Below are 19,716 nucleotides of genomic sequence, written 5' to 3'. Positions count from 1 at the left end.
GCGGGGCTCGGGGCTCAGGCGGTGCGGAAGGCGAACGTGGCCATCTGCTCGTAGGCGGCGCTCAGGCGCGTGGTCCAGTGCCCGACGATCGCGGCGCCGGTCTCGGCCGTGGCCGACGTCGGGTCGCCGATGACGCCGTTCGTGGTCAGGTCGTCGGTGACCCAGGCGGTGGGCAGGGCGTCCTCCAGGCTGAGCTCGCCCGGGAAGAGGTCGGGCAGGTGCGCGCCGCCGGGCTCGGCGAGGTCCATGTGCACCGTGTCGGGCGCCAGGTGCAGCATGATCGAGGTCTCGACGTGGCCGCCGTGGATGGAGAACTCGGCGTCCGGCAGATCCAGGCCGGCCGGGGTGCCGAGGCGGCCGGTGGTGACCGGGAAGACCATGAGGCCGGTCTCGACGCGGATGTCCCGGGCCGCCACGTCGAGCAGCGAGGGGTTGCCGCCGTGACCGTTGACGAACGCCAGGCGGGAGAAGCCGGAGGCGGCCAGCGAGCGGCCGAGGTCGCGGCACACGGCGTAGAGCGTGGTGGCGTCGAGGCTGATCGTGCCGGCCCAGCCCACGTGCTCGTTGGACTTGCCGTAGCTCAGCGGGGGCAGCAGCCACACGTCGGGGGTGGCGGCGCGGGCCGCCACCTGCTCGGCGACGAACGCGTCCGTCATCACGGGCAGGTGGGGGCCGTGCTGCTCGATCGCCCCGATCGGCTGGACCACGACCGCGCGGGACTTGTCCAGCGCGTCGATGCCGTTGGTGGTCAGCCGGGTGAGGTACTGGGGGTGCTGGGTCACGCGCCGCCCGCCAGCACGGCGTGGTCGGTACCGTCCCACACCGTGGGCGTGCCCCCGGCGACCAGCTCGGCGAAACCGCCCGGCATGGCGCCGTCGTCGTTGCACATGATGGTCACGGCGTAGAGGCGGTCGGTCTCGGAGGTGTTGAAGATGCGGTGGTTCGACTCCGGGTGCAGCACCAGCACGTCACCGGCCTTGAGATCGACCACGTGCTCGTCGCTGTGGGCCCGGCCGGTGCCGGACAGCACCACGAAGATCTCGGTGGACTCCTCGTGGGCGTTGACCGGCTGCGCGCCGCCCGGCTCCCAGACCTCGAAGAACACGCTCGTGGGCGACCCGTCCGCCGGGCCGGCCAGGAGCGCCAGCTTGACCGTGTCCTGCGGGGAGATCAGCTGGGGGACGACGTCCTCGAGGTGACGCAGGATCGGGGCAGGGGTGGTCATCGGGTCTCCTTGGCGAGAGCGGATACCAGATCTGCGGATTCGACGGAGAAACCGAAGCACTGGCGGGTGTTGTAGAGCGTGGCGTCGTGGCAGAACGCCGGGGAGGTGGTGGCGCTGGCGCCGTCGACCAGCACCACGTCGTATCCGATGCAGGCGGCGTCGATCAGGGTGGCGTACACGCACTGGTCGGAGTTGACGCCGGCCAGGAAGAGCGTGTCCACGCGCAGGTTCCGCAGGATCGACTCCAGCGGCGTGTCCCAGAAACCGCTCATCCGGTACTTGTCCACGTCGATGTCACCGGGTTCCCGGACCAGCCCGTCGACGAGGGCCGCGCCCCAGCTGTCGCGGGTGAGAACCCGCGAGCCGTTGGGCATCTCGGATCCGATGCCGACGCCCAGACCCTGCGGGTCGTAGACGTGCGCGACCCCGGGCGGGAGGTTGGCCCGGTCGAGCCGGTTGCCCCAGTTCACCCAGACCACGGGCATTCCCGCGGCGCGGGCGGCCGGAACCAGCTGCTGCAGGGCGGTGACCGCCTGGGCCAGCGGGCTGACGTCGACGCCGATACCGTCGAGCCAGCCGCCGGGGGTGCAGAAGTCGTTCTGCATGTCGACGACGACGAGGGCGCTGCGGGTCAGGTCGGCGGTCAGCGGGGCCGGCCGGGCGGCCACCTCGAGCGGACGCGGTGGCGGGGTGTCGCGGCGCAGATCCACCCGGCCGTCCTCGAAGGTCCATCGGTTGCGCGGTACGGTGGTCACGCCAGTCCTCCAGAGATGGCCAGCTGCAACAGGTCACGGTCGCTGCCGGGTGCCCCGAGCAGGCACAGGCCAGCCGGGCGGCCGTCGGCCGTGCGCAGCCGGGGCAGCGACAGCGCGGGCGCTCCGGCGAGCCCGGCCAGGCAGGTCATGCGCAGGGTGCCGGCCCGTTCGGCCTCGACCTGGTCGGGTCCGGCGTCCCGGGCGGGGGCTCCCCCGGCACTGCTGGGCAGCACGAGCACGGCACCCTCCAGCAGGTCGGCCAGCACGGTGCGGGCCAGGCCCACCACCGCGCGGGCCTCGGCGGCCTGGTCGTCGGTGATGGTGGACGCGGCGGTGAAGCGGGCGGCCACGTCGGCACCCAGGGTGCCCGGGTGGGCGGTGATCCAGTCGCCGTTGGCCGCCCACGCCTCGTGGGCCTGGAGGGTGCGGAACGCGGTGAACCACTCCTCCAGCACCTCCGTGGTCAGGTCGGCCTGCTCGAGCGGGGGCAGGAGTCCCTCGGCGACGAGGCGCTCACGCTCGGTCTGCAGCGCACGGGCCACGTCCGGGGTGGCCAGGGCGTCGACCGTGGGCAGCGCCAGCGTTCGCGTGGCGCTCGTGGCGGTCGCGGCCGGGAGCAGGACCTCGGCCACGCGCAGCGCGGTGGCGGCGTCGCGGGTCAGCCAGCCCACGGTGTCGAAGGAGGGCGCCAGCGGCAGCACACCCTCGGCGCTGACGGCGCCGTGCGTGGTGCGCAGACCGACGAGTCCCTGGTACGACGCGGGGACCCGGATCGAGCCGGCGGTGTCGGTGCCCAGGCCGATGTCGACCTGGCGCAGCGCCACCGCCGAGGCCGGGCCGCTGGTGGAACCACCGCTGATGCCCTGCGGCACGGCCGGATTCGGTGGGGTGCCGTAGTGGGCGTTCTGCCCGGCGAGGCTGTAGGCGAACTCGTCGGTGCGGGCGATCCCGGTGATCACGGCCCCGGCCCCCAGCAGGGCACCGACCGCCGGGGCGGACGCGACGTTCGGTTCCTGCCCTGCCAGCCAGGCCGGGTTGCCGGCGCCGGTCTTCTGCCCGGCGACCGCGAAGAGGTCCTTGACCGCGACCGTGGCGCCGTCGAGCGGGCCCCGGCCCGACGCGTCCACCATGGGCGTGCCGACCACCCGCCAGATCGACTCGTCCACGGCCGGGGCGGGTCTGGCGGGCAGGCTGACGTGCGCGGCACCGACCTTCCAGACGCCCTCGACGCGTTGCCACATCTGTGTCTGCAGGCCGGTGGCGCCACCGGCCGGGGCTCGGGTGGAGGCCATCAGCAGCGCGGCGTCGTCGCCGACGGGCCGCACCAGCACCCCGGTGACCCGGCGCGTCGGGATCACCGTGCGGCCGGACCGGAACCCGGCGATCGCGTCGTGCCCGACGAGCAGATGGGTGCCGTCACCGCGCACGGTGTGCGGGCCGGGCGCGAACAACGCGTCCAGGGCCGCGACATCGTTGGTCAGCAGCGCGGTTTCGTAGGCGTCGAAGGCCTCGAGCAGGCCGGGCGGAACCGGGCCGGAGGCCTGCACCGGGGCTGTTCCGCCGATTCCCGAGAAGAGCTTCACCGTACGAACTCCTGAGCGCTGATGGTGCTGAACGGGAAGTCGGAGAGCCGGATCCGGGCGTGCGAGCCCTTGACCAGGTCGACGACCTGGGAGATCTCGAAGTCGGTGGCCGCCGACAGGTAGGCGTAGGCCAGCTCCGGGGCCATCCCGAACACCGAGCCCAGCATCGCCACGGCATTCTCGCCGCACTTGCTCACCGCGACGTCGAGGTCTTCGTCCAGACCGGTCGGCACCAGGAACTCGTCGGTGAGCGCAAACGGCCCCCGGACCCCGGAGAACCGTTCCTGCGCCACCTCCTTCGGCACCAGCCCGAGCGTGAGCGTCGCCCGCAGCGGGGCCTCCAGCGCGGTCAGCGCGACCTCACCGTTGCCCTGCGCGAAATGCGGGTCACCGACGTAGAACCCGGCGCCGGCGACCTGCACCGGCAGGAACAGCGTGGTGCCGGTGACGAGCAGCCGCACGTCGATGTTGCCGCCGTGCAGGCCGGGAGGGGTGCTGCTGAGCCGGGAGCCGGGGGTGGCCACGCCCATGACACCCAGGAACGGGGCGATCGGGAACCGCACGGGCCGTGATCCGGCCCCGGCGGTCAGCGGCAGGGTGGCACGGGCCTGGGCGATCCCCCGGGTCAGGTTCTCGACCAGGCAGAAGACGCTGTTGCCGTGGGGAAATCGCTCGGGCAGCAGACCGCGGCCGTGACGGCTGGAGATGACGCCGTAGTCGGTGCGCGGCACCAGGTCACCGATGCGCACGGCCACCAGGTCACCGGGCCGCGCGCCGCGGATCTCGATCGGGCCGGTGACCACGTGCGGGCCGCCGGTGCGGTCGTGCTCGCCCTCGGCCGCGATCAGCACGGCGTCGTCGAGCACGCGATCGCGCCCCACCCCGTGACCGGCGAAGAAGGCGACCGGGTCACGGCCCTGGTCCTCGAGGATGCCCTCGTGGCTGACCGTGTCGACGACGACGGTGGTGCCCGGGTCGACGGTGAGCACGGGCGCGTCGGCGTCGCTGGGCAGGCGGCCCCACTGCGTGGTGGACGGGGTGGCCGGCAGGTAGGCGCCCGGCGAGCTCGAGAGGGGCTGCAGTGCGGCGTATCCGGAGCCGGGCCGGTCAAGGGTGGTCATGGTTCTCGCTTCGGTGAATGTCGTCGCGGGTCAGGGCCGCGACGTCGGCCAGGTGGCGGGTCATCGCGGCCCGGGCGGCCGGGCCGTCGCCGGCCCGCACCGCCTCGAGGATCGCGCGGTGGCCCAGGAGGGAGACCTCGCGGGCGTAGCGGGTGGAGTGCGAGGCCAGCCGGGTGGCGGAGGTCCAGGAGCAGACGACGGTGTTGACAGCGGACATCAGGGGGTTGCCGGACGCGGTGGCCAGCAGGAGGTGGAACTCCAGGTCCAGCCGCAGCGACTCGCGGGGGCCGGACAGGGGCTCCCGCAGGAGGTTCTCGAGCTCGGCGAGGTGGGCGGGCGTGGCCCGCAGCGCCGCCAGCTCGGCCAGGCGCGGTTCGATCGTCTCGCGCAGCTCGGCCACGTCGCGCAGCTGGTGCTCGGCGTCGGACAGCTGCGAGTACAGGGCCTGCACGCGTTCGGGTGCGGGCAGCACGGTGGTGCCCCGGCCGGGCCGGCGTTCGAGCAGGTGCTTGGCCTCGAGCTCGTGCATGGCCTCACGCAGGGACGCCCGGGAGACGCCCAGCGCGGCGGCCAGGTCGCGTTCGGACGGCAGCCGGTCGCCGGGCGCCAGGTCCCCGACGGCGATCAGTTTCTCCAGATGGGCGGAGATCTCGGAACTGACACTGCCGAGCTGGGTCTCGGGGGCGCGGGGCGGCAGGCGCAGCGTCTCGGGGGCAACGGTGCGGCGCGCGTTCACCTGCTGACTCCCTCCGTGCGACCGGCGACTTGGTCTGACCAATCGGACCATAGGCAGGGCCGGACGCCGCCGACAAGGGACAAAGCGCCCGCCCGGCGCTTGTTTTCACGACGGAAACGCGGCCGTTACGAGCCGCACTCACGACCGGTCGCCGATTCACCGGGACCGGCGCCTCTGGTTAATTCGCTTTCTCGACTATCGTCAAGAACACGCATCATGACTTATGGTGGGCCCCAGACGCAGACCCGCGTGTTTCCGGGCTGTTTCACCCTGGCACGAGTGAGTTTTCGACCGGCGCGGCGGTGCTGCGCGCCTCGGGGGCGGCGCCGCGTCCGGCGGTGCCGGTGTCCCGAAACGAGGAGGACGTGAATCGTATGCCGACGAGCACGGTGCAACCGAGCTTCTGGAACCCCAAGACCGAGTGCATGCCGCGCGAGCAGCTCCAGGCCCTGCAACTGGTCAAGCTCCGCGCGGTCGCCGAGTGGGCCGCCGCCCGCAGCCCGTTCTACCGGCGCACGTTCGCCGCCGCCGGTTTCGAGCCCTCTCAGCTGAAGACGCTCGACGACCTGCGGCGCATCCCGATCCTGACCCGTGAGGAGTGGATGCTCAGCCAGAACGCGCACCCGCCCTACGGGGAACTGCCGGTCGCCGGGCCGCTCAGCGCGATCCGCGTGCACACCACCAGCGGCACCTCCGGACGCACGCCCCTGCGTGCCCTGGACTCGCGCAAGGACTGGTCGTGGGCCGCCGAGATGTGGGCCTACGCGCTGTGGGGCATGGGCATCCGCCCGCACGACGTCGGTTATCTGGCCTTCGGCTACGGCTCGTTCATCGGGTTCTGGGGCCTGCACAACGGACTCGAGAAGATCGGCGCCCTCACCGTTCCCGGCGGCGCGCAGAACACCGCGGCCCGGGTGCGCCAGATCGTCGACTTCGGCGCCACCGTCGTGGCCACCACGCCGACCTACGCGCTGCGCATGGCCCAGGAGGCCGAGAACCTGGGCATCGATCTGCCCGCGAGCGCGGTGACGCGTCTGGTGCTGTCGGGTGAGCCGGCCGGCTCGATCGTGGAGACGAAGGCGCTGATCGAGCGGTTGTGGGGGGCGAAGGCGTTCGACAGTGCGGGGATGACGGAGATCTCGACGATCTTCATGTTCGAGCCGGAGAACCAGCCCGGTGGCTGTCACATCATCGAGGACCACTTCGTGGAGGAGGTCATCGATCCGGTCTCGGGTGAGCCGGTGGGGTACGGCGAGCGCGGTGAGCGGGTGTGCACGTCGTTCGGGCGCAGCCTGATCCCGCTGTTGCGGTACCGGACGGCGGATCTGGTGGTGCGTCAGCCGGCGGCGTTCGCGAACAACGGGCGCACGTGGGACCTGTACGAGGGCGGGATCGTGGGCCGGGCCGACGACATGAAGCTGGTGCGGGGCACGAACGTGTACCCGGGGGCGATCGAGGCGATCGTGCGCGGGCACGAGGGGATCGAGGAGTTCCAGATCCGGATCGAGCGGCGGGGGCTGCGCGACGAGGTGGTGCTGCAGGTGGAGACGCATCCCGGTCTCGACGACGCGGCCTGGCTGGAGCTGGCGGGGGCGATGGGTGCCCGGCTGGCGGAGGCGCACGAGGGGCTGCGGTTCATCCTGGAGCGGGCGGGGACGGGGCAGTTGCCGCGGTTCGAGCTGAAGGCCAAGCGGCTGAGCGATCTTCGGCCGGTGGCCGAGCACACCAGTGTGCGCGCGAGCGCCTGAGTTCCGTGGAGTGGTGATGGACCTGCTGGACAACGAGCTGACGCTCGAGGAGACCCGGCTGCTCGAGGTGTACGAGAAGCTGCGGGAGCTGGCCCGCGAGGGGGCCAGCCCGTGTGTGGTGGCGGCGGCCCGTACGGCGCTGGCGCCGATGGCGGTGGCCGTGACCGATCTGGGGCTGCGGTTCGAGCATCTCGTCGACGAGGGCGTGTAGGGGTGCGGCTGGCCTCGGTGCGCACGCCGGCGGGGTTGCGGGTCGGGACGGTGGACGGCGACCAGGTCGTCGTCCACCGTGATCTGGCGGCCACGAGCGACGACGTGATCCGCGGGCTGGTGACGCCCGCGCAGCTGACCGGGGGTGAGCGGGTGGCTCTGGACGAGGTCGAGCTGGCCTCGCCGGTGGGGCGTTTCAATCGGGACGTGCTGTGCACCGGGTGGAACTACGCCGATCACTTCTACGAGACGCAGGGCGCGGCCGAGATGCCGGCGCACCCGAACTTCTTCACCCGGGGCCCGGACAGCGTGATCGGGCCGCGCGACGACATCGCCTGGGACCCGGGCCTGTCGCAGCGTTACGACTACGAGGCGGAGCTGGCGCTGGTGATCGGCACCGACGGCCGGTCGATCGCCGAGGACCAGGCCTGGAAGCACGTGTTCGGGGTGCTGGTGGCCAACGACGTGTCGTTGCGCGACCTGCAGTTCCGGCACGGCGGGCAGTGGCTGAAGGGCAAGAGTGCCGACCGGACGTGCCCGCTGGGGCCGTGGATCACGACTCTCGACGAGGTGGATCCGTCCGACCTGGCCATCAGCTGCCGGGTGAACGGGGAGCTGCTGCAGTCGGCCTCGACCGCGCAGATGGCGTTCGCGGTGCCGCGGTTGCTGGCCGAGCTGAGCCGGGGCATGACGTTGCGGGCCGGGGACGTGGTGCTGACCGGCACCCCGTCGGGCATCGGTAACGCGCGCGACCCGCAGGTGCGGCTGGCCGAGGGGGACGTGGTGGAGACGGAGATCGAGGGGCTGGGCCGTCTGGTGAACCGGGTCGTGCGCTCAGTTCTCTAGGACCTGGCGGGCGTGCCGTCCGGCCGGCTCGGACCAGGCGTGGCCGAGGCGGGTGAACAGGCGCGCTGCGCGTTCTCCGGCCCAGTCCTCGCCGACCACCTCGACGGGCAGGCCGGGGTCGAGGAACGGCAGGCGGCGCCACCGGGTGAGGGCGGTGAGGTAGTCGCGGAAGGCGGCCGCGTCGTCGCCCTCCCAGGCGGCGAGGCGGGGTGTCCAGACGCTGATGAACTCCTCGTACTGGGCGGCCAGGCCGGCCAGGTCCCACCAGGCCGCGGCTTCCTTCTCGACCTGCCCGAAGCCCAGGTAGTCGCTGCGGAAGAGCGTGACGAACCCGTCCAGCCCGTCGCGGGCGAGCACCGCGCGGGTGTCGGCGTCCAGGTGCCCGGGCGCGATCCAGACCCCGGAGGAGACCGTGCCGAACCCCAGCCAGGTGAGCCGGCTGCGCAGGAGGTGCCGTTTGCTGCGCTCGGACTCGGGGATGCTGAACACGGCCACGAGCCAGCCGTCGGCGAGCGAGGCGCGGGGGTGCTCGAAGATGCGGCGGTCGCCCTCCTCGAGGATGCCCAGGCCCTCGCCGGAGAGCGTGTACCCGGCCACGCCGTCGCGGCGTTCGGGTTCGAGCACGCCGCGGCGCTTGAGGCGCAGGATGGACGAGCGCACGGCCGGGGCGTCGACGTCGAGCGAGCCCATCAGGCGGATCAGCCCGGCCACGCTCATCCAGCCGCCGGTGCGCCGGGCGTACAGCCCGTACGCGGTCACGATCAGGCTGCGGGGAGCCGCCCGGCCCGCGCCCTCGTCCGGTTCGTCCTCCGCGCTCACGGGCAGGACCCTACCGGGGCTGCACGAGACGGGACGACGGGATCCGGGCCACGCCCAGGATCTCGATCATCGCCTCGGGCTGCCAGAGGGCCGTGCAGCCGATGCCGGCCATGGCCGGGTAGACCGGGCCGGCCAGTTCGCGCCAGACCTCGCCGATCTCGCGCCCGTGGGCCTGGTAGTCGGGGATGTCGGTGAGGTAGATCGTGATGCTCACCAGGTCTTCGGGCACCCCGCCGGCCTCGCGCAGGGTGGCGAGCACGTTGGCGAAGGCCTGCCGGAACTGCTCGACGATGCCGCCGGGCACGATCTCCATGTCGGCGTCGAGCGCGGTCTGGCCGCCCAGGTAGAGGGTGTCGCCGCTGAGGGTGCCGTGCGAATAGCCGCGCGGTGCGGGCAACGACGCTGGGTTCACAGGGATGTTCGGCATCTCGGCACTCCTCGGCTCTCGACTTGTTTATTGACTCTACATGACGACCGTGCGAGATTCGATACATCAATCCGCAGAACCGACGGAGGTGGCCGGGATGAACTTCGAGGGCTTCGAGCTGGACGGCGATCCGACCCCCTGGGCGCTGCCCGACGGCCGCCTCATGCCCGTGGTCACGCGGGCCGGTGAGGAGGACGGGCGCACCTCGCACTCCGGCGGGGCGGTGCGCATCTCCGGCGTGAGCATCCAGCACACGCCCGCCCGCCGGCTCTGGTACGGGAAGGTGCTCAACGACGCGGGTTTCCGCTCGGTGCCGCACCACCACGGCGAGGCCGAGACCGGCGGCTACGTGCTGTCGGGCCGGGCGCGCATCTACTACGGGCACGCCTACGAGGAGTACGTCGACCTCGAGACCGGCGACTGGGTGTTCGTGCCGCCGTTCCTGCCGCACGTGGAGTGCAACATGTCCACCACCGAGGAACTCGTCTGGCTCACCACCCGCACCCCGGAGAACCTGGTGGTCAACTTCGACGACGTGCCCGACACCGACCTGAGCGGATACCGCCGCCCGTGACCGACGTGACCCCGGGAACCGACGTCCTCACCGGCGTCCTCAGTCTGGAACACCTGGGCACCGACGCCTTCGAGGGCATCACCGGGCCCTGCCCGTGGCCCAAGGCCTACGGTGGCGACCTGGTCGCGCAGGCGGCCGCGGCCGCGATGCGCACCGCCGGCGACGACCGCTCCCTGAACTCGATGCACAGCTACTTCCTGCGCCCGGCCGACATCGGCGCCGGGGTGCGGTACGAGGTCGAGCGGCTGCGCGACGGGCGCGGGTACTCCACGCGGCAGGTGCGGGCCACGCAGAACGGCAAGCTGATCTACACGGCGCTGGCCTCGTTCAGCACCGGGGAACCCGGCGGCGGCTACACCCCCGCGATCCCGGACCTCCCCGGGCCCGAGAGCCTGCCCAGCAGCGCCGAGTACCTGCGTGATCATCCCCGGGCCCCCGAGGCGTCGCGGGAGTACTGGTCGCACGGGCGCGGTTTCGACCTGCGGCACGTGCCCTCCCCGGTCTACGTCGAGGTCGACGGCGACCGCGAGCCGCAGCAGGCGGTGTGGGTGCGGCCCTTCGCGCCCCTGCCCGAGGTGCCGGGCCTGAGCCCCGGTCAGCGCGACACCGCCGCGCTGGCCTACGTCTGCGACTACACCATTCTCGAGCCGGTGCTGCGGGTGCTCGGTCTGGCCTGGGCCGATCCCGGCCTGGTCACCGCCAGTCTCGACCACGCCATGTGGTTCCACCGCCCGGCCGAGCTCGGCGACTGGCTGCTCTACGCCCAGGACGCCCAGTCCGCCCAGCGCGGGCGGGGTCTGGCCCGGGGTCGCTTCTTCACCCGCGACGGCACCCTCCTGGCCACCGTGGTCCAGGAGGGGCTGATCCGCAGCACCGCGACCAGCACCACGAAAGAGGAACCGTCATGAGGATCGCCGTCGTCGGGGGCGGCCCGGCCGGGCTGTACTTCGCCGCCCTGGCCCGCCGGCTCGACCCCACCCACGAGATCACCGTGTGGGAACGCAACGCCCCCGACGACACCTTCGGCTTCGGGGTGGTCTTCTCCGACGAGACCCTGGGCGGCATCGAGAACGCCGACACCGCCTTCTACGCGAGCATGGAGGCCACGTTCGCGCGCTGGAGCGACATCGACATCCACCTCGACGGCGAACGCCACACCGTCGGCGGGCAGGGCTTCGCCGCGATGAGCCGGCACCGGCTGCTGGAACTGCTGCAGCGCCGCTGCGAGGAACTCGGCGTGCGGGTGCACTACCGCTCCCCCGCGCCCGACGTGGACGAGCTGCGCGCCGGGTACGACCTGGTGGTGGCCTCGGACGGGCTGAACTCGGCCGTGCGGGCCCGCTACGCGCAGGACTTCGGGCCGGACCTGGACGTGCGGCGCAACAAGTACATGTGGCTGGCCACCGACCGGGTGTTCGAGGCGTTCCAGTTCTTCGTGCGCACCACCGAGTGGGGCACGATGCAGGTGCACGGGTACCCGTTCGGCGACAGCGGTTCCACGTTCATCGTCGAGATGCACGAAGACGTCTGGGAACGGGCCGGTTTCACCGAGGGCTCGTTCGCACCCGGGGAGTCCGACACCGCCGCCATCACCCGGGTGGAGGAGATCTTCGCCGACGCACTGGACGGGCACCAGCTGCTGGCGAACAACTCGAAGTGGCTGAACTTCACCACCGTGCGCTGCGAGCGCTGGAGCACCGGCAACGTGGTGCTGCTGGGCGACGCGGCCCACACCGCGCACTTCTCGATCGGCTCGGGCACCAAGCTGGCCATGGAGGACGCGCTGGCCCTGGTCGCCTGCCTGCACGAGCAGCCCACCACGGCCGCGGCGCTCGCGGCGTACGAGGCCGAGCGGCGGCCGGTGGTGGAGTCGACGCAGCGGGCGGCGCAGGCGTCGCTGGAGTGGTTCGAGAACATCGGCGTGTACGCCGGGCAGGACCCGGTGCAGTTCGGTTTCAATCTCCTGACCCGTTCGCGGCGGATCACCTTCGACAACCTGCGCACGCGCGACGCGGCGTTCGCGGCGAAGGTGCAGGAGCGGTTCGCGGCCGGTTGCGCGGCGGACCCGCTGACCCCGGCCATGTTCCAGCCGTTCGCACTGGGCCCGGTGCCGCTGCGCAACCGGGTGCTGGTCTCGGCGATGGACATGTACTCGGCCACCGACGGGGTGCCCGGCGACTTCCACCTGGTGCACCTGGGCTCGAAGGCGCTGGGTGGGGCCGGGCTGGTGATGACCGAGATGGTCTGCGTGTCCCCGGCGGGCCGGATCACGCCGGGCTGCACCGGGTTGTGGTCGCCGGAGCAGGAGGAGTCGTGGCGGCGGGTGGTCGACTTCGCCCACACCTCGCCGGGCGCGAAGATCGGCGTGCAGCTGGGGCATTCCGGGCGCAAGGGCTCGACCCGGCTGATGTGGGAGGGCATCGACGAGCCGCTGACCGACGGCGGCTGGGACGTGGTGGGGCCCTCGGCCGTGCCGTACGGGCCGGGCTCGGCCGTGCCGCGGGAGATCACGCGGGCGGAGATGGACGCGGTGCGCGACGATTTCGTGGCGGCGGCGCGCCGGGCCGCGAGCGCCGGGTTCGACGTGCTCGAGGTGCACTGCGCGCACGGCTACCTGCTCTCGTCGTTCCTGTCGCCGCTGGCCAACCGGCGCACCGACGCCTACGGCGGCAGCCTCGAGAACCGGCTGCGGTTCCCGCTGGAGGTCTTCGACGCGGTGCGCGCGGTGTGGCCGGCCGGGCGGGCGCTGCTGGTGCGGCTGTCCGCGACCGACTGGGTGCCGGGCGGCACCACGATCGACGACGCCGTGGCGATCGCCCGGGCGTTCGCGGAGCACGGGGCCGACGGGATCGACGTGTCGTCGGGTCAGGTGGCCAAGGAGGAGCGGCCGGCCTACGGGCGTTCGTACCAGACACCGCTCGCCGACCGGATCCGCCACGAGCTGGGTGACGGCGTGGCCGTGATCGCGGTGGGCGCGATCTCCTCGTACGACGACGTGAACTCGATCCTGCTGGCCGGGCGCGCCGACCTGTGCGCCCTGGGCCGCACTCACCTGTACGACCCGCAGTGGACGCTGCACGCGGCCGCCGAGCAGGAGTACCGGGGTCCGGGGGCGCCCTGGCCGCTGCCGTTCGCGGCCGGGCGGCGCAAGCCCCCCTCGGCGCGCACGGACGCGGTGCGCCCACGGCTGTCGCTGCTGCGCGCGGACGGGCCGGGCGACCGGACCCACGTGCGCTGGCGCCCGCTCCCTGCCGGCCAGGACGTGCTGGCCGGCCGATAGCCGTCACCCGCCCGTGATCACGCGTTCCGCGCGTGGTCACGGGCTTTTTGTCATGACCGGCGAGGAGCAGGTGGATGGACGACGAACGGGACGTGGGTGTGCGGGTCACCGCGCGGATCGCCTGGGTGGACACGGACGCGAGCGGGCACCACCACAACTCGGTGATCCTGCGGCTCGTGGAGGGCGCGGAGGCCGAGCTGATCCGCGAGCTGGGCCTGGACGGTTACTGGCCGGCCGCGCCGCGGGTGCGCCAGGAGGTCGACTACGAGAGCCCGCTGTGGTTCGACCAGGAGGTCACCACGAGCCTGTGGGTGGAACGCCTCGGCCGGTCGTCGCTTTCGTACCGGTTCGAGGTGTGGGGCGAGGGCCCGGCCCGCCTGCGCGCGGCGGCCGGGCGGGTGATCGTGGCGCACGTGCCCGGGCGCGGGGCCGGGGCGCGGCCCTGGCCACCCGCCTGGGCCGCGAAACTCCTCCCGCCGCGAGGGGAATGACCGCTCGCCGACAGCCCTGTGCTCAGGAGGCGAAGGTCCGGCCCCGAAATTCCGAGTTTACATTTCACCATCTTGACGGCCGTCAGCCAGGCGTTACGCTCGTGACACCACCGAGACCCCGGAGGTCCGCAGTGAGTGTCGAGAACGGCGAGCGCCAGCTCGAAAGCGGCGTCCTGACCGACTTTCACGAGGTCATGGACTACGCGACCTACCTGCGCCTGGACGATGTGCTGGGGGCCCAGCGCCCGCTCAGCTCGCCCGAGCACCACGACGAGCTGCTGTTCATCGTGCAGCACCAGACCACCGAGCTGTGGCTGAAACTGATCATCCACGAACTGCTCTCGGCGCGGGACCTGATGGACGCCGACCGACTGCCGGTGGCCCTCAAGCGCCTGGCCCGGGTCAAGCACATCCAGTCCACGATGACCGAGCAGTGGTCGGTGCTGGCCACGCTGACCCCGAGCGAGTACGCCGGGTTCCGCAAGATCCTCGGCCCCAGCTCGGGTTTCCAGTCATACCAGTACCGCGCCGTGGAGTTCCTGCTCGGCAACAAGAACGAGCGCATGCTCGAGGTCTTCGCGCCCCGCCCGGCGGTGCACGAGATGCTCACCCGGCTGCTGGACGAACCCACGGTCTACGACAGTTTCCTGCGGCTGCTGGCCCGCCGCGGCTACGCCGTGCCCGAGACCGTGCTGCAGCGCGACGTGCGCCGGGCCTGGGTCGAGAATCCCGACCTGGTGCCGGTCGTGCGCCGCATCTACGAGAACGGCGACACCGACTGGGACCTGTACGAGGCCTGTGAGGACCTCGTCGACATCGAGGACGCCTTCCAGAACTGGCGTTTCCGGCACATGTCCACGGTGCAGCGCATCATCGGGTTCAAGACCGGCACCGGCGGCTCGAGCGGCGTGCCGTTCCTGCGCAAGGCGCTGGAACTGACGTTCTTCCCGGAGCTGTACACCGTCCGCACCATGATCGGGGTCTGACGGTGCCCACCACGCTGCCGGGCATCGTCGACGCCCACGTGCACCTCGGGCTCGTCGACCACGCTCTCCTGGCCACCTCCGCGGTGGTCGAGGTGCACGACCTGGGCTGGGTCCCGGGCGCCCGGGCCGGCTGGGCGGCCGACCTGCACCCCGCGGTGCGGGTCGAGACGGCCGGGCCGTTCCACACCGCGCCCGGCGGCTACCCGAAGGGACGCACCTGGGCCCCCGACGCGTCCGTGCGCGAGATCACCGACGCCGGCGACGCCCTCACCGCGGTCGCCGACGCGATCGCCGCCGGGGCCTGCACGCTCAAGGTCACCCTCCACACCGGCGGCCCACGCCTGTCCGAGCACCTCCTGCACACCCTGGTCCAGGCCGCGCACGCCGCCGGGCTGGGCGTCAGCGCGCACGCCGAGGGCGAGGGCCAGGCGGTCGCCGCGTTCGAGGCCGGTGCCGACGTGCTCGTGCACACCCCCTGGACCGAGACGCTCGACGACGCCACGGTCACCGCGATGGCCGCCCGGATGACCTGGATCAGCACCTTCACGATCCACGAGCCCCCGGCCCGGAAGGTGGCCCTCGGCAACGCGCGCCGCTTCGTGGCCGCCGGGGGCCGCCTGCGCTACGGCACCGACATGGGCAACGGCCCCACCCCGGTCGGCGTCAACGAGGCCGAGATCCTCGCCCTGGGCGAGGCCGGCCTGGAGGGCGAGGCCCTGCTGACCGCGCTCACCGGGGGCCCTGGCCCCCGCCCCGACCGCCTGCTGCACCACGACCTGCCCCGGCCGCACACCGCGCACGAGTGTGCCGTCTGGTTCTCGACCGCGCGACGCCTCACCGTCGCCCCCGCGGAGGTGCTGCCCCGATGACCACTCCCCCGACGACCACCTCCACCGACCCCACCGATCCGGCCCACCCCACCGACCCCACCGCCTCGGCCGGCCCGTCCCCGGACCCGGGCCGGACCGGGGCGACCCGACCCCGCGAGGAGACCGACACGTCCACCATCGACGGCATTCTCGCCCGCGCCGCCGAACTCGACGCCCGCGACCCGCTGGCCGCGCTGCGCGACCGGTTCGTGCCCGGCGACGCCGAGTTCGTGGCCTACCTCGACGGCAATTCCCTGGGCCGGCCGCTGCTGGCCACCCGCGAGCGGCTGGCCCGGTTCGTCGACGACGTGTGGGCCCCGCGCCTCATCCGGGGCTGGGACGAGGGATGGATGGACTCGCCCACCACCCTCGGCGACACCCTCGGCCGCCTCACCCTGGGCGCGGCCCCCGGCCAGACCGTGGTCGCCGACTCCACCACCGTCATGCTCTACAAGCTGGCCCGCGCCGCCGTCACCGCCCGCCCCGGGCGCACCGAGATCGTCATCGACAGCGAGAACTTCCCCACCGACCGCTACGTCCTCGAAGGCATCGCCGCCGAGACCGGCACCCGTCTGGTCTGGATCGACCCCGACCCGCTGGCCGGCGTCACCGCCGAGCAGGTCGCGGCGGTCACCGGGCCCGACACCGCGCTGGTCGTGCTCAGCCACGTCGCGTTCAAGTCGGGCTACCTGGCCGACGCTCCCGCCATCACCGCGATCGCTCATCGACACGGCGCTCTCGTGCTGTGGGACCTGTGCCACTCGGCCGGGGTCGTGCCCGTCGAACTGGACGCCTGGGACGTCGATCTCGCGGTCGGCTGCACCTACAAGTACCTCAACGGCGGGCCGGGCTCCCCCGCCTTCGGTTACGTCGCCCAGCGCCTGCAGAGCGAGCTGCGCCAGCCGATCCAGGGCTGGATGGGCCACGCCGAGCCGTTCACGATGGGCCCCGGCTACACCCCGGGCGAGGGCATGCGCCGGTTCATCAGCGGCACCCCGCCGGTGGTCGGCATGCTGGCCATGCGCGACATGCTCGAGCTCATCGAAGAAGCCGGGCTGGACGCGGTGCGCACCAAGTCGCTCGCCCTCACCGCGTACGTGCTCGAGCTGGCGGAGACCCTGCTGACCCGCCACGGCGTCGAGGTCACCGGCCCCCGCGAACCGGAGCGCCGCGGCGGGCACGTCATGCTCTCGCACCCGGCCTTCCGCGAGCTGGTGCCCCGGCTCTGGGAGCGCGGCGTCATCCCCGACTTCCGCCCGCCGCAGGGCATGCGGGTGGGACTGTCGCCGCTGAGCACCAGCTTCACCGAGGTCGCCCGGGCCCTGCTGGTGGTCGCCGAGATGCTGGGAGCCCGGCGGTGAAGCCGGTTCTCGACGACTTCGAGTCGGCCCCCGGCAGCGCCACCTCCCTGCTGCGCTCGGTCGTCGGGACGTCGCTGCGGCGCCTGGGCGGCTGGATCGCCGTGGCCGACCTGGTCGAGCTGATGGAGGCCGTCGACGTCCCGGTCACCCGCACCCGCACCGCGCTGACCCGGGTCAAGGCCAAGGGACTGCTGGAGGCCGAGAACCGCCACGGCGTGCCCGGTTACCGGCTCACCGAGGCCGCCGTGCCGATGCTCGAGCGTGGCGACAGGCGCATCTACAGCCCCCGCACCATGGACCGCGACGGGCGCTGGTGCCTGATCTCCTGGTCGGTGCCGGAGGAGAAGCGCGACCTGCGCCACCAGCTGCGCCGTCGTCTCACCTGGATCGGCTGCGGATCGGTCTCGGCCGCGCTCTGGATCTGCCCGGCCTACCTCACCGACGAGGTCGAGGAGGTGCTCACCGACCTGGGCCTGAGCCGCAACGCCACGCTGTTCCTGTCCGACGAGGTGCGCGGGCCCCGCAGCCCCCGCGAGGCCGTGGCCGGCTGGTGGGACCTCGAGGCCGTGCGGGCCCTGCACAACGACTTCCTGGCCGCCCACGAGGACGAGGTCCGCGCCCTCGGCCCGGATCCCGATCCGCGCCGGGCGTTCTCGGCCTGGGTGCGGGGCCTGGACGACTGGCGCACCATCCCCTACCTCGACCCCGGCCTGGCCCTGGACCTGCTGCCCGAGGACTGGCCCGGCCGGCGCAGCGTGCCGATCTTCCACGACCTGCGCGACCGCATCCGGCCGGTCGCCCAGACGTTCGTCGACGAGGTCGTCGCCGCCCCGCAACCCCTGGAGGCACCGGCATGACCCTCGCCGCCCACAACCGTGACACCTCCCTCATCCGGAAGGCGTTCGCCCGTTACCCTTCCGGCGTCGTGGCCCTGGCCGCCCGCGGCGACGCCGGCCCGGTCGCCATGGTCGCCTCCTCGTTCGCCGTCGGGGTCTCGCTCGACCCGCCGCTGGTGCTGTTCAGCGCCCGCAACGAGTCCCGCACCTGGCCGCTGCTGCGGCGCAGCCCCCGCATCGGCATCTCACTGCTGGGCGCCGACCAGGCGGGCCTGTGCCGCCGCCTGGCCGGGGCCGACGCCGAGACCCGTTTCCAGGACGACGTTCTCACCCTCACCGAAGACGGTGCGGTGCTCTTCTCCGGCGCCTCGCTCTGGCTCGACTGCTCGGTCTACGGCGAGATGCCCGCCGGCGACCACCGCGTGGTGCTGCTCGAGGTGCACACCCTCTGGCACGACGAGGCCGCCGAAGACCCGCTCGTCTTCCACGGTTCCGCCTTCCGCCGACTGCAGAGGACCGCATGACCACAGTTCCCGAGCAGATCCGCATTGCCCACCGGCCCGCCGGGCGCAGACTCGGCATTATCGCCGGAATGCCCCTCGACGAAACACTTCTGAATCAGATCTCCGCCATCCTCGAAGCATCCGGCCAGCCACCGCTGCGCCGTCTCGCCCGGCTCCGTCCCCGGCCCGGCGAGAACACGACCAGGCCCCACGACGCCGCCTGGTTCGTCGAGCGCTTCGGCCACGAGTACACCACCGTCGTACTCACCCCGGACATGCTCTCCCCGCAGGTCGAGAAGGCCTGCCGCGACGAGCAGTGTGCCTTGGTCGTCGTACCCCTCCCGTAAGTTCCCCCAGCGTCACTCGGTGCCTCCCACCCCGACCGAACGGACCTGTCATGCCTGCTCTGCCCAGCACGCCCGTCCGCCTTCTCGCCGGCCTGGCCGTGCTCACCCTGGCCGCCTGCTCCACCCCCACCGACGAGGCCACGACCACCCCGGCCGAGAGCTCCGCGCCGGCCGCGGCCGCCGACAGCGCCCTGATCGCCGAACTGCCCGAGGCGGTCCGGTCGTCGAAAACCATCAGCTTCGGCGCCCTCTGGGAGACCCCGCCCATCATCAGCGTCACCACCTCCGACACCTCGGCCCCGGTCGGCGTCGCCCCCGACCTGGCCGCCGCGCTCGCCCCGGTGCTGGGCGTGGAGGCGTCCTGGAAGAACATGCAGTGGCCCGCCCAGCTGCCCGGCGTGCAGTCGGGCAACGTCGACGCGCTCTTCGGCCAGGTCTCGGCCACCGCCGAGCGCGAGCAGAGCGTGGTCGACCTGATCCCGTTCTACAAGTCCTCGATGGGCCTGCTGATGACCAAGGACGGCGCCTCCGGCGTCAGCGGCCTGGCGAGCCTGTGCGGCAAGAAGGTCGGTGTGCCGGTCGGCTCGATCCAGGGCGACGCGGTGAAGAAGGCCAGCGAGGCCTCCTGCGCCGGCAACGCCATCTCGCTGGCCGAGTACTCCGGCGCCACCGCCGCGATCAGCGCCGTGCGGGCCGGCACCATCGCCGCCTGGATGGACTCGGTCACCAGCCAGAACCAGGTGGCCAAGGAGAGCGGCGAGACCTTCGCGGTCGTGGACGTGCCCGAGAACGAGTTCGAGACGCAGTACACCACCATTGCGGTCTCCAAGACCCAGCCCGGCCTGACCAAGGCCCTGCTCGGCGCCATGAAGACCATCATCGAGAACGGCACCTACGCCAAGGTCATGGACCAGTACGACCTGGGTGACGCCGCCATCACGGCCGACGAGCTCGTCGTCAACCCGGTCACGCAGACGCCGGTCGGCGAGAAGTCCTGAC

General features: G+C 72.4%; 22 protein-coding genes. 14 read left to right on the top strand and 8 right to left on the bottom strand.

Translation table 11 applies throughout. The features are described from left to right. Window positions 1–14: 14 nt before the first annotated feature. From J2S57_RS27770 to J2S57_RS27745, 6 genes are read right to left on the bottom strand one after another with little or no spacing between them, the layout of a single operon-like run. Complete coding sequence (locus tag J2S57_RS27770) at window positions 15–782, bottom strand: creatininase family protein (protein WP_307248350.1); 768 nt, start codon at window positions 780–782, stop codon at window positions 15–17. Then, complete coding sequence (locus tag J2S57_RS27765) at window positions 779–1,225, bottom strand: cupin domain-containing protein (protein WP_307248348.1); 447 nt, start codon at window positions 1,223–1,225, stop codon at window positions 779–781. The genes J2S57_RS27770 and J2S57_RS27765 overlap by 4 nt, the downstream gene beginning before the upstream one ends. Then, window positions 1,222–1,980 (bottom strand): cysteine hydrolase family protein, encoded by a 759-nt coding sequence (locus J2S57_RS27760; protein WP_307248346.1) that lies wholly within the window; start codon window positions 1,978–1,980, stop codon window positions 1,222–1,224. The genes J2S57_RS27765 and J2S57_RS27760 overlap by 4 nt, the downstream gene beginning before the upstream one ends. Further along, window positions 1,977–3,563, bottom strand: coding sequence for an amidase (locus tag J2S57_RS27755; RefSeq protein WP_307248344.1), 1,587 nt, complete (start codon window positions 3,561–3,563; stop codon window positions 1,977–1,979). The genes J2S57_RS27760 and J2S57_RS27755 overlap by 4 nt, the downstream gene beginning before the upstream one ends. Continuing rightward, on the bottom strand, window positions 3,560–4,684 hold the full coding sequence (locus tag J2S57_RS27750; protein ID WP_307248342.1) for an acetamidase/formamidase family protein: 1,125 nt from the start codon (window positions 4,682–4,684) through the stop codon (window positions 3,560–3,562). The genes J2S57_RS27755 and J2S57_RS27750 overlap by 4 nt, the downstream gene beginning before the upstream one ends. Further along, window positions 4,671–5,420, bottom strand: a complete 750-nt coding sequence (locus tag J2S57_RS27745; protein ID WP_307248340.1) for a FadR/GntR family transcriptional regulator — start codon at window positions 5,418–5,420, stop codon at window positions 4,671–4,673. Before J2S57_RS27745 ends, J2S57_RS27750 begins: the two co-directional genes overlap by 14 nt. A gap of 374 nt (window positions 5,421–5,794) precedes the next feature. Between J2S57_RS27745 and J2S57_RS27740 the strand changes: the two genes are divergently transcribed. The 3 genes from J2S57_RS27740 to J2S57_RS27730 are packed head-to-tail and all read left to right on the top strand — an operon-like array spanning window position 5,795 to window position 8,224. Further along, window positions 5,795–7,168 carry a phenylacetate--CoA ligase family protein gene (locus tag J2S57_RS27740; RefSeq protein ID WP_307248338.1) on the top strand — a complete coding sequence of 458 codons (1,374 nt, stop codon included), beginning with the start codon at window positions 5,795–5,797 and terminating at the stop codon, window positions 7,166–7,168. Between the two features lie 16 nt (window positions 7,169–7,184). Further along, entirely contained in the window at window positions 7,185–7,379 is a 195-nt protein-coding gene (locus tag J2S57_RS27735) for a DUF6052 family protein (protein WP_307248336.1), read from the top strand. Between the two features lie 2 nt (window positions 7,380–7,381). Continuing rightward, the gene (locus tag J2S57_RS27730; protein ID WP_307248334.1) at window positions 7,382–8,224 is read left to right on the top strand and encodes a fumarylacetoacetate hydrolase family protein; all 843 of its coding nucleotides are present in this window, start codon (window positions 7,382–7,384) and stop codon (window positions 8,222–8,224) included. Here the strand turns inward: J2S57_RS27730 and J2S57_RS27725 are convergent. Further along, on the bottom strand, window positions 8,213–9,043 hold the full coding sequence (locus J2S57_RS27725; RefSeq protein ID WP_307248332.1) for a PaaX family transcriptional regulator: 831 nt from the start codon (window positions 9,041–9,043) through the stop codon (window positions 8,213–8,215). The two genes, J2S57_RS27730 and J2S57_RS27725, sit on opposite strands and share 12 nt — an antisense overlap. Before the next feature lie 10 nt (window positions 9,044–9,053). After that, the gene (locus tag J2S57_RS27720; RefSeq protein ID WP_307248330.1) at window positions 9,054–9,470 is read right to left on the bottom strand and encodes a RidA family protein; all 417 of its coding nucleotides are present in this window, start codon (window positions 9,468–9,470) and stop codon (window positions 9,054–9,056) included. Window positions 9,471–9,567: 97 nt separating this feature from the next. Here J2S57_RS27720 and J2S57_RS27715 point away from each other — a divergent pair, with 97 nt between their 5' ends. From J2S57_RS27715 to J2S57_RS27665, 11 genes are all read left to right on the top strand, one after another. Then, window positions 9,568–10,044, top strand: coding sequence for a cupin domain-containing protein (locus tag J2S57_RS27715; protein WP_307248327.1), 477 nt, complete (start codon window positions 9,568–9,570; stop codon window positions 10,042–10,044). Further along, window positions 10,041–10,952, top strand: a complete 912-nt coding sequence (locus tag J2S57_RS27710) for an acyl-CoA thioesterase (protein WP_307248325.1) — start codon at window positions 10,041–10,043, stop codon at window positions 10,950–10,952. The genes J2S57_RS27715 and J2S57_RS27710 overlap by 4 nt, the downstream gene beginning before the upstream one ends. After that, window positions 10,949–13,324, top strand: a complete 2,376-nt coding sequence (locus J2S57_RS27705; protein WP_307248323.1) for a bifunctional salicylyl-CoA 5-hydroxylase/oxidoreductase — start codon at window positions 10,949–10,951, stop codon at window positions 13,322–13,324. Before J2S57_RS27710 ends, J2S57_RS27705 begins: the two co-directional genes overlap by 4 nt. A gap of 74 nt (window positions 13,325–13,398) precedes the next feature. Then, the gene (locus J2S57_RS27700) at window positions 13,399–13,815 is read left to right on the top strand and encodes an acyl-CoA thioesterase (RefSeq protein ID WP_307248321.1); all 417 of its coding nucleotides are present in this window, start codon (window positions 13,399–13,401) and stop codon (window positions 13,813–13,815) included. 131 nt (window positions 13,816–13,946) lie between these two features. Beyond that, window positions 13,947–14,801, top strand: coding sequence for a tryptophan 2,3-dioxygenase (locus tag J2S57_RS27695; protein ID WP_307248319.1), 855 nt, complete (start codon window positions 13,947–13,949; stop codon window positions 14,799–14,801). A 2-nt stretch (window positions 14,802–14,803) separates the two neighbouring features. Next, window positions 14,804–15,670 carry an amidohydrolase family protein gene (locus tag J2S57_RS27690; protein ID WP_307248317.1) on the top strand — a complete coding sequence of 289 codons (867 nt, stop codon included), beginning with the start codon at window positions 14,804–14,806 and terminating at the stop codon, window positions 15,668–15,670. After that, window positions 15,667–17,031, top strand: coding sequence for a kynureninase (kynU, locus tag J2S57_RS27685; RefSeq protein WP_307248315.1), 1,365 nt, complete (start codon window positions 15,667–15,669; stop codon window positions 17,029–17,031). The genes J2S57_RS27690 and kynU overlap by 4 nt, the downstream gene beginning before the upstream one ends. Beyond that, window positions 17,028–17,888, top strand: coding sequence for a PaaX family transcriptional regulator (locus tag J2S57_RS27680; RefSeq protein WP_307248313.1), 861 nt, complete (start codon window positions 17,028–17,030; stop codon window positions 17,886–17,888). Before kynU ends, J2S57_RS27680 begins: the two co-directional genes overlap by 4 nt. Continuing rightward, on the top strand, window positions 17,885–18,391 hold the full coding sequence (locus J2S57_RS27675; protein WP_307248311.1) for a flavin reductase family protein: 507 nt from the start codon (window positions 17,885–17,887) through the stop codon (window positions 18,389–18,391). Before J2S57_RS27680 ends, J2S57_RS27675 begins: the two co-directional genes overlap by 4 nt. Further along, window positions 18,388–18,717 (top strand): hypothetical protein, encoded by a 330-nt coding sequence (locus J2S57_RS27670; protein ID WP_307248309.1) that lies wholly within the window; start codon window positions 18,388–18,390, stop codon window positions 18,715–18,717. Before J2S57_RS27675 ends, J2S57_RS27670 begins: the two co-directional genes overlap by 4 nt. A gap of 50 nt (window positions 18,718–18,767) precedes the next feature. Beyond that, entirely contained in the window at window positions 18,768–19,715 is a 948-nt protein-coding gene (locus J2S57_RS27665) for a substrate-binding periplasmic protein (protein ID WP_307248307.1), read from the top strand. The last annotated feature ends 1 nt before the right edge of the window (window position 19,716 follow it).

Source organism: Kineosporia succinea (assembly GCF_030811555.1).
Classification (GTDB): Bacteria; Actinomycetota; Actinomycetes; order Actinomycetales; family Kineosporiaceae; genus Kineosporia; species Kineosporia succinea.
Note: the sequence above shows the minus strand (reverse complement) of the source record. Positions and strands in the feature narration are given on the sequence as shown.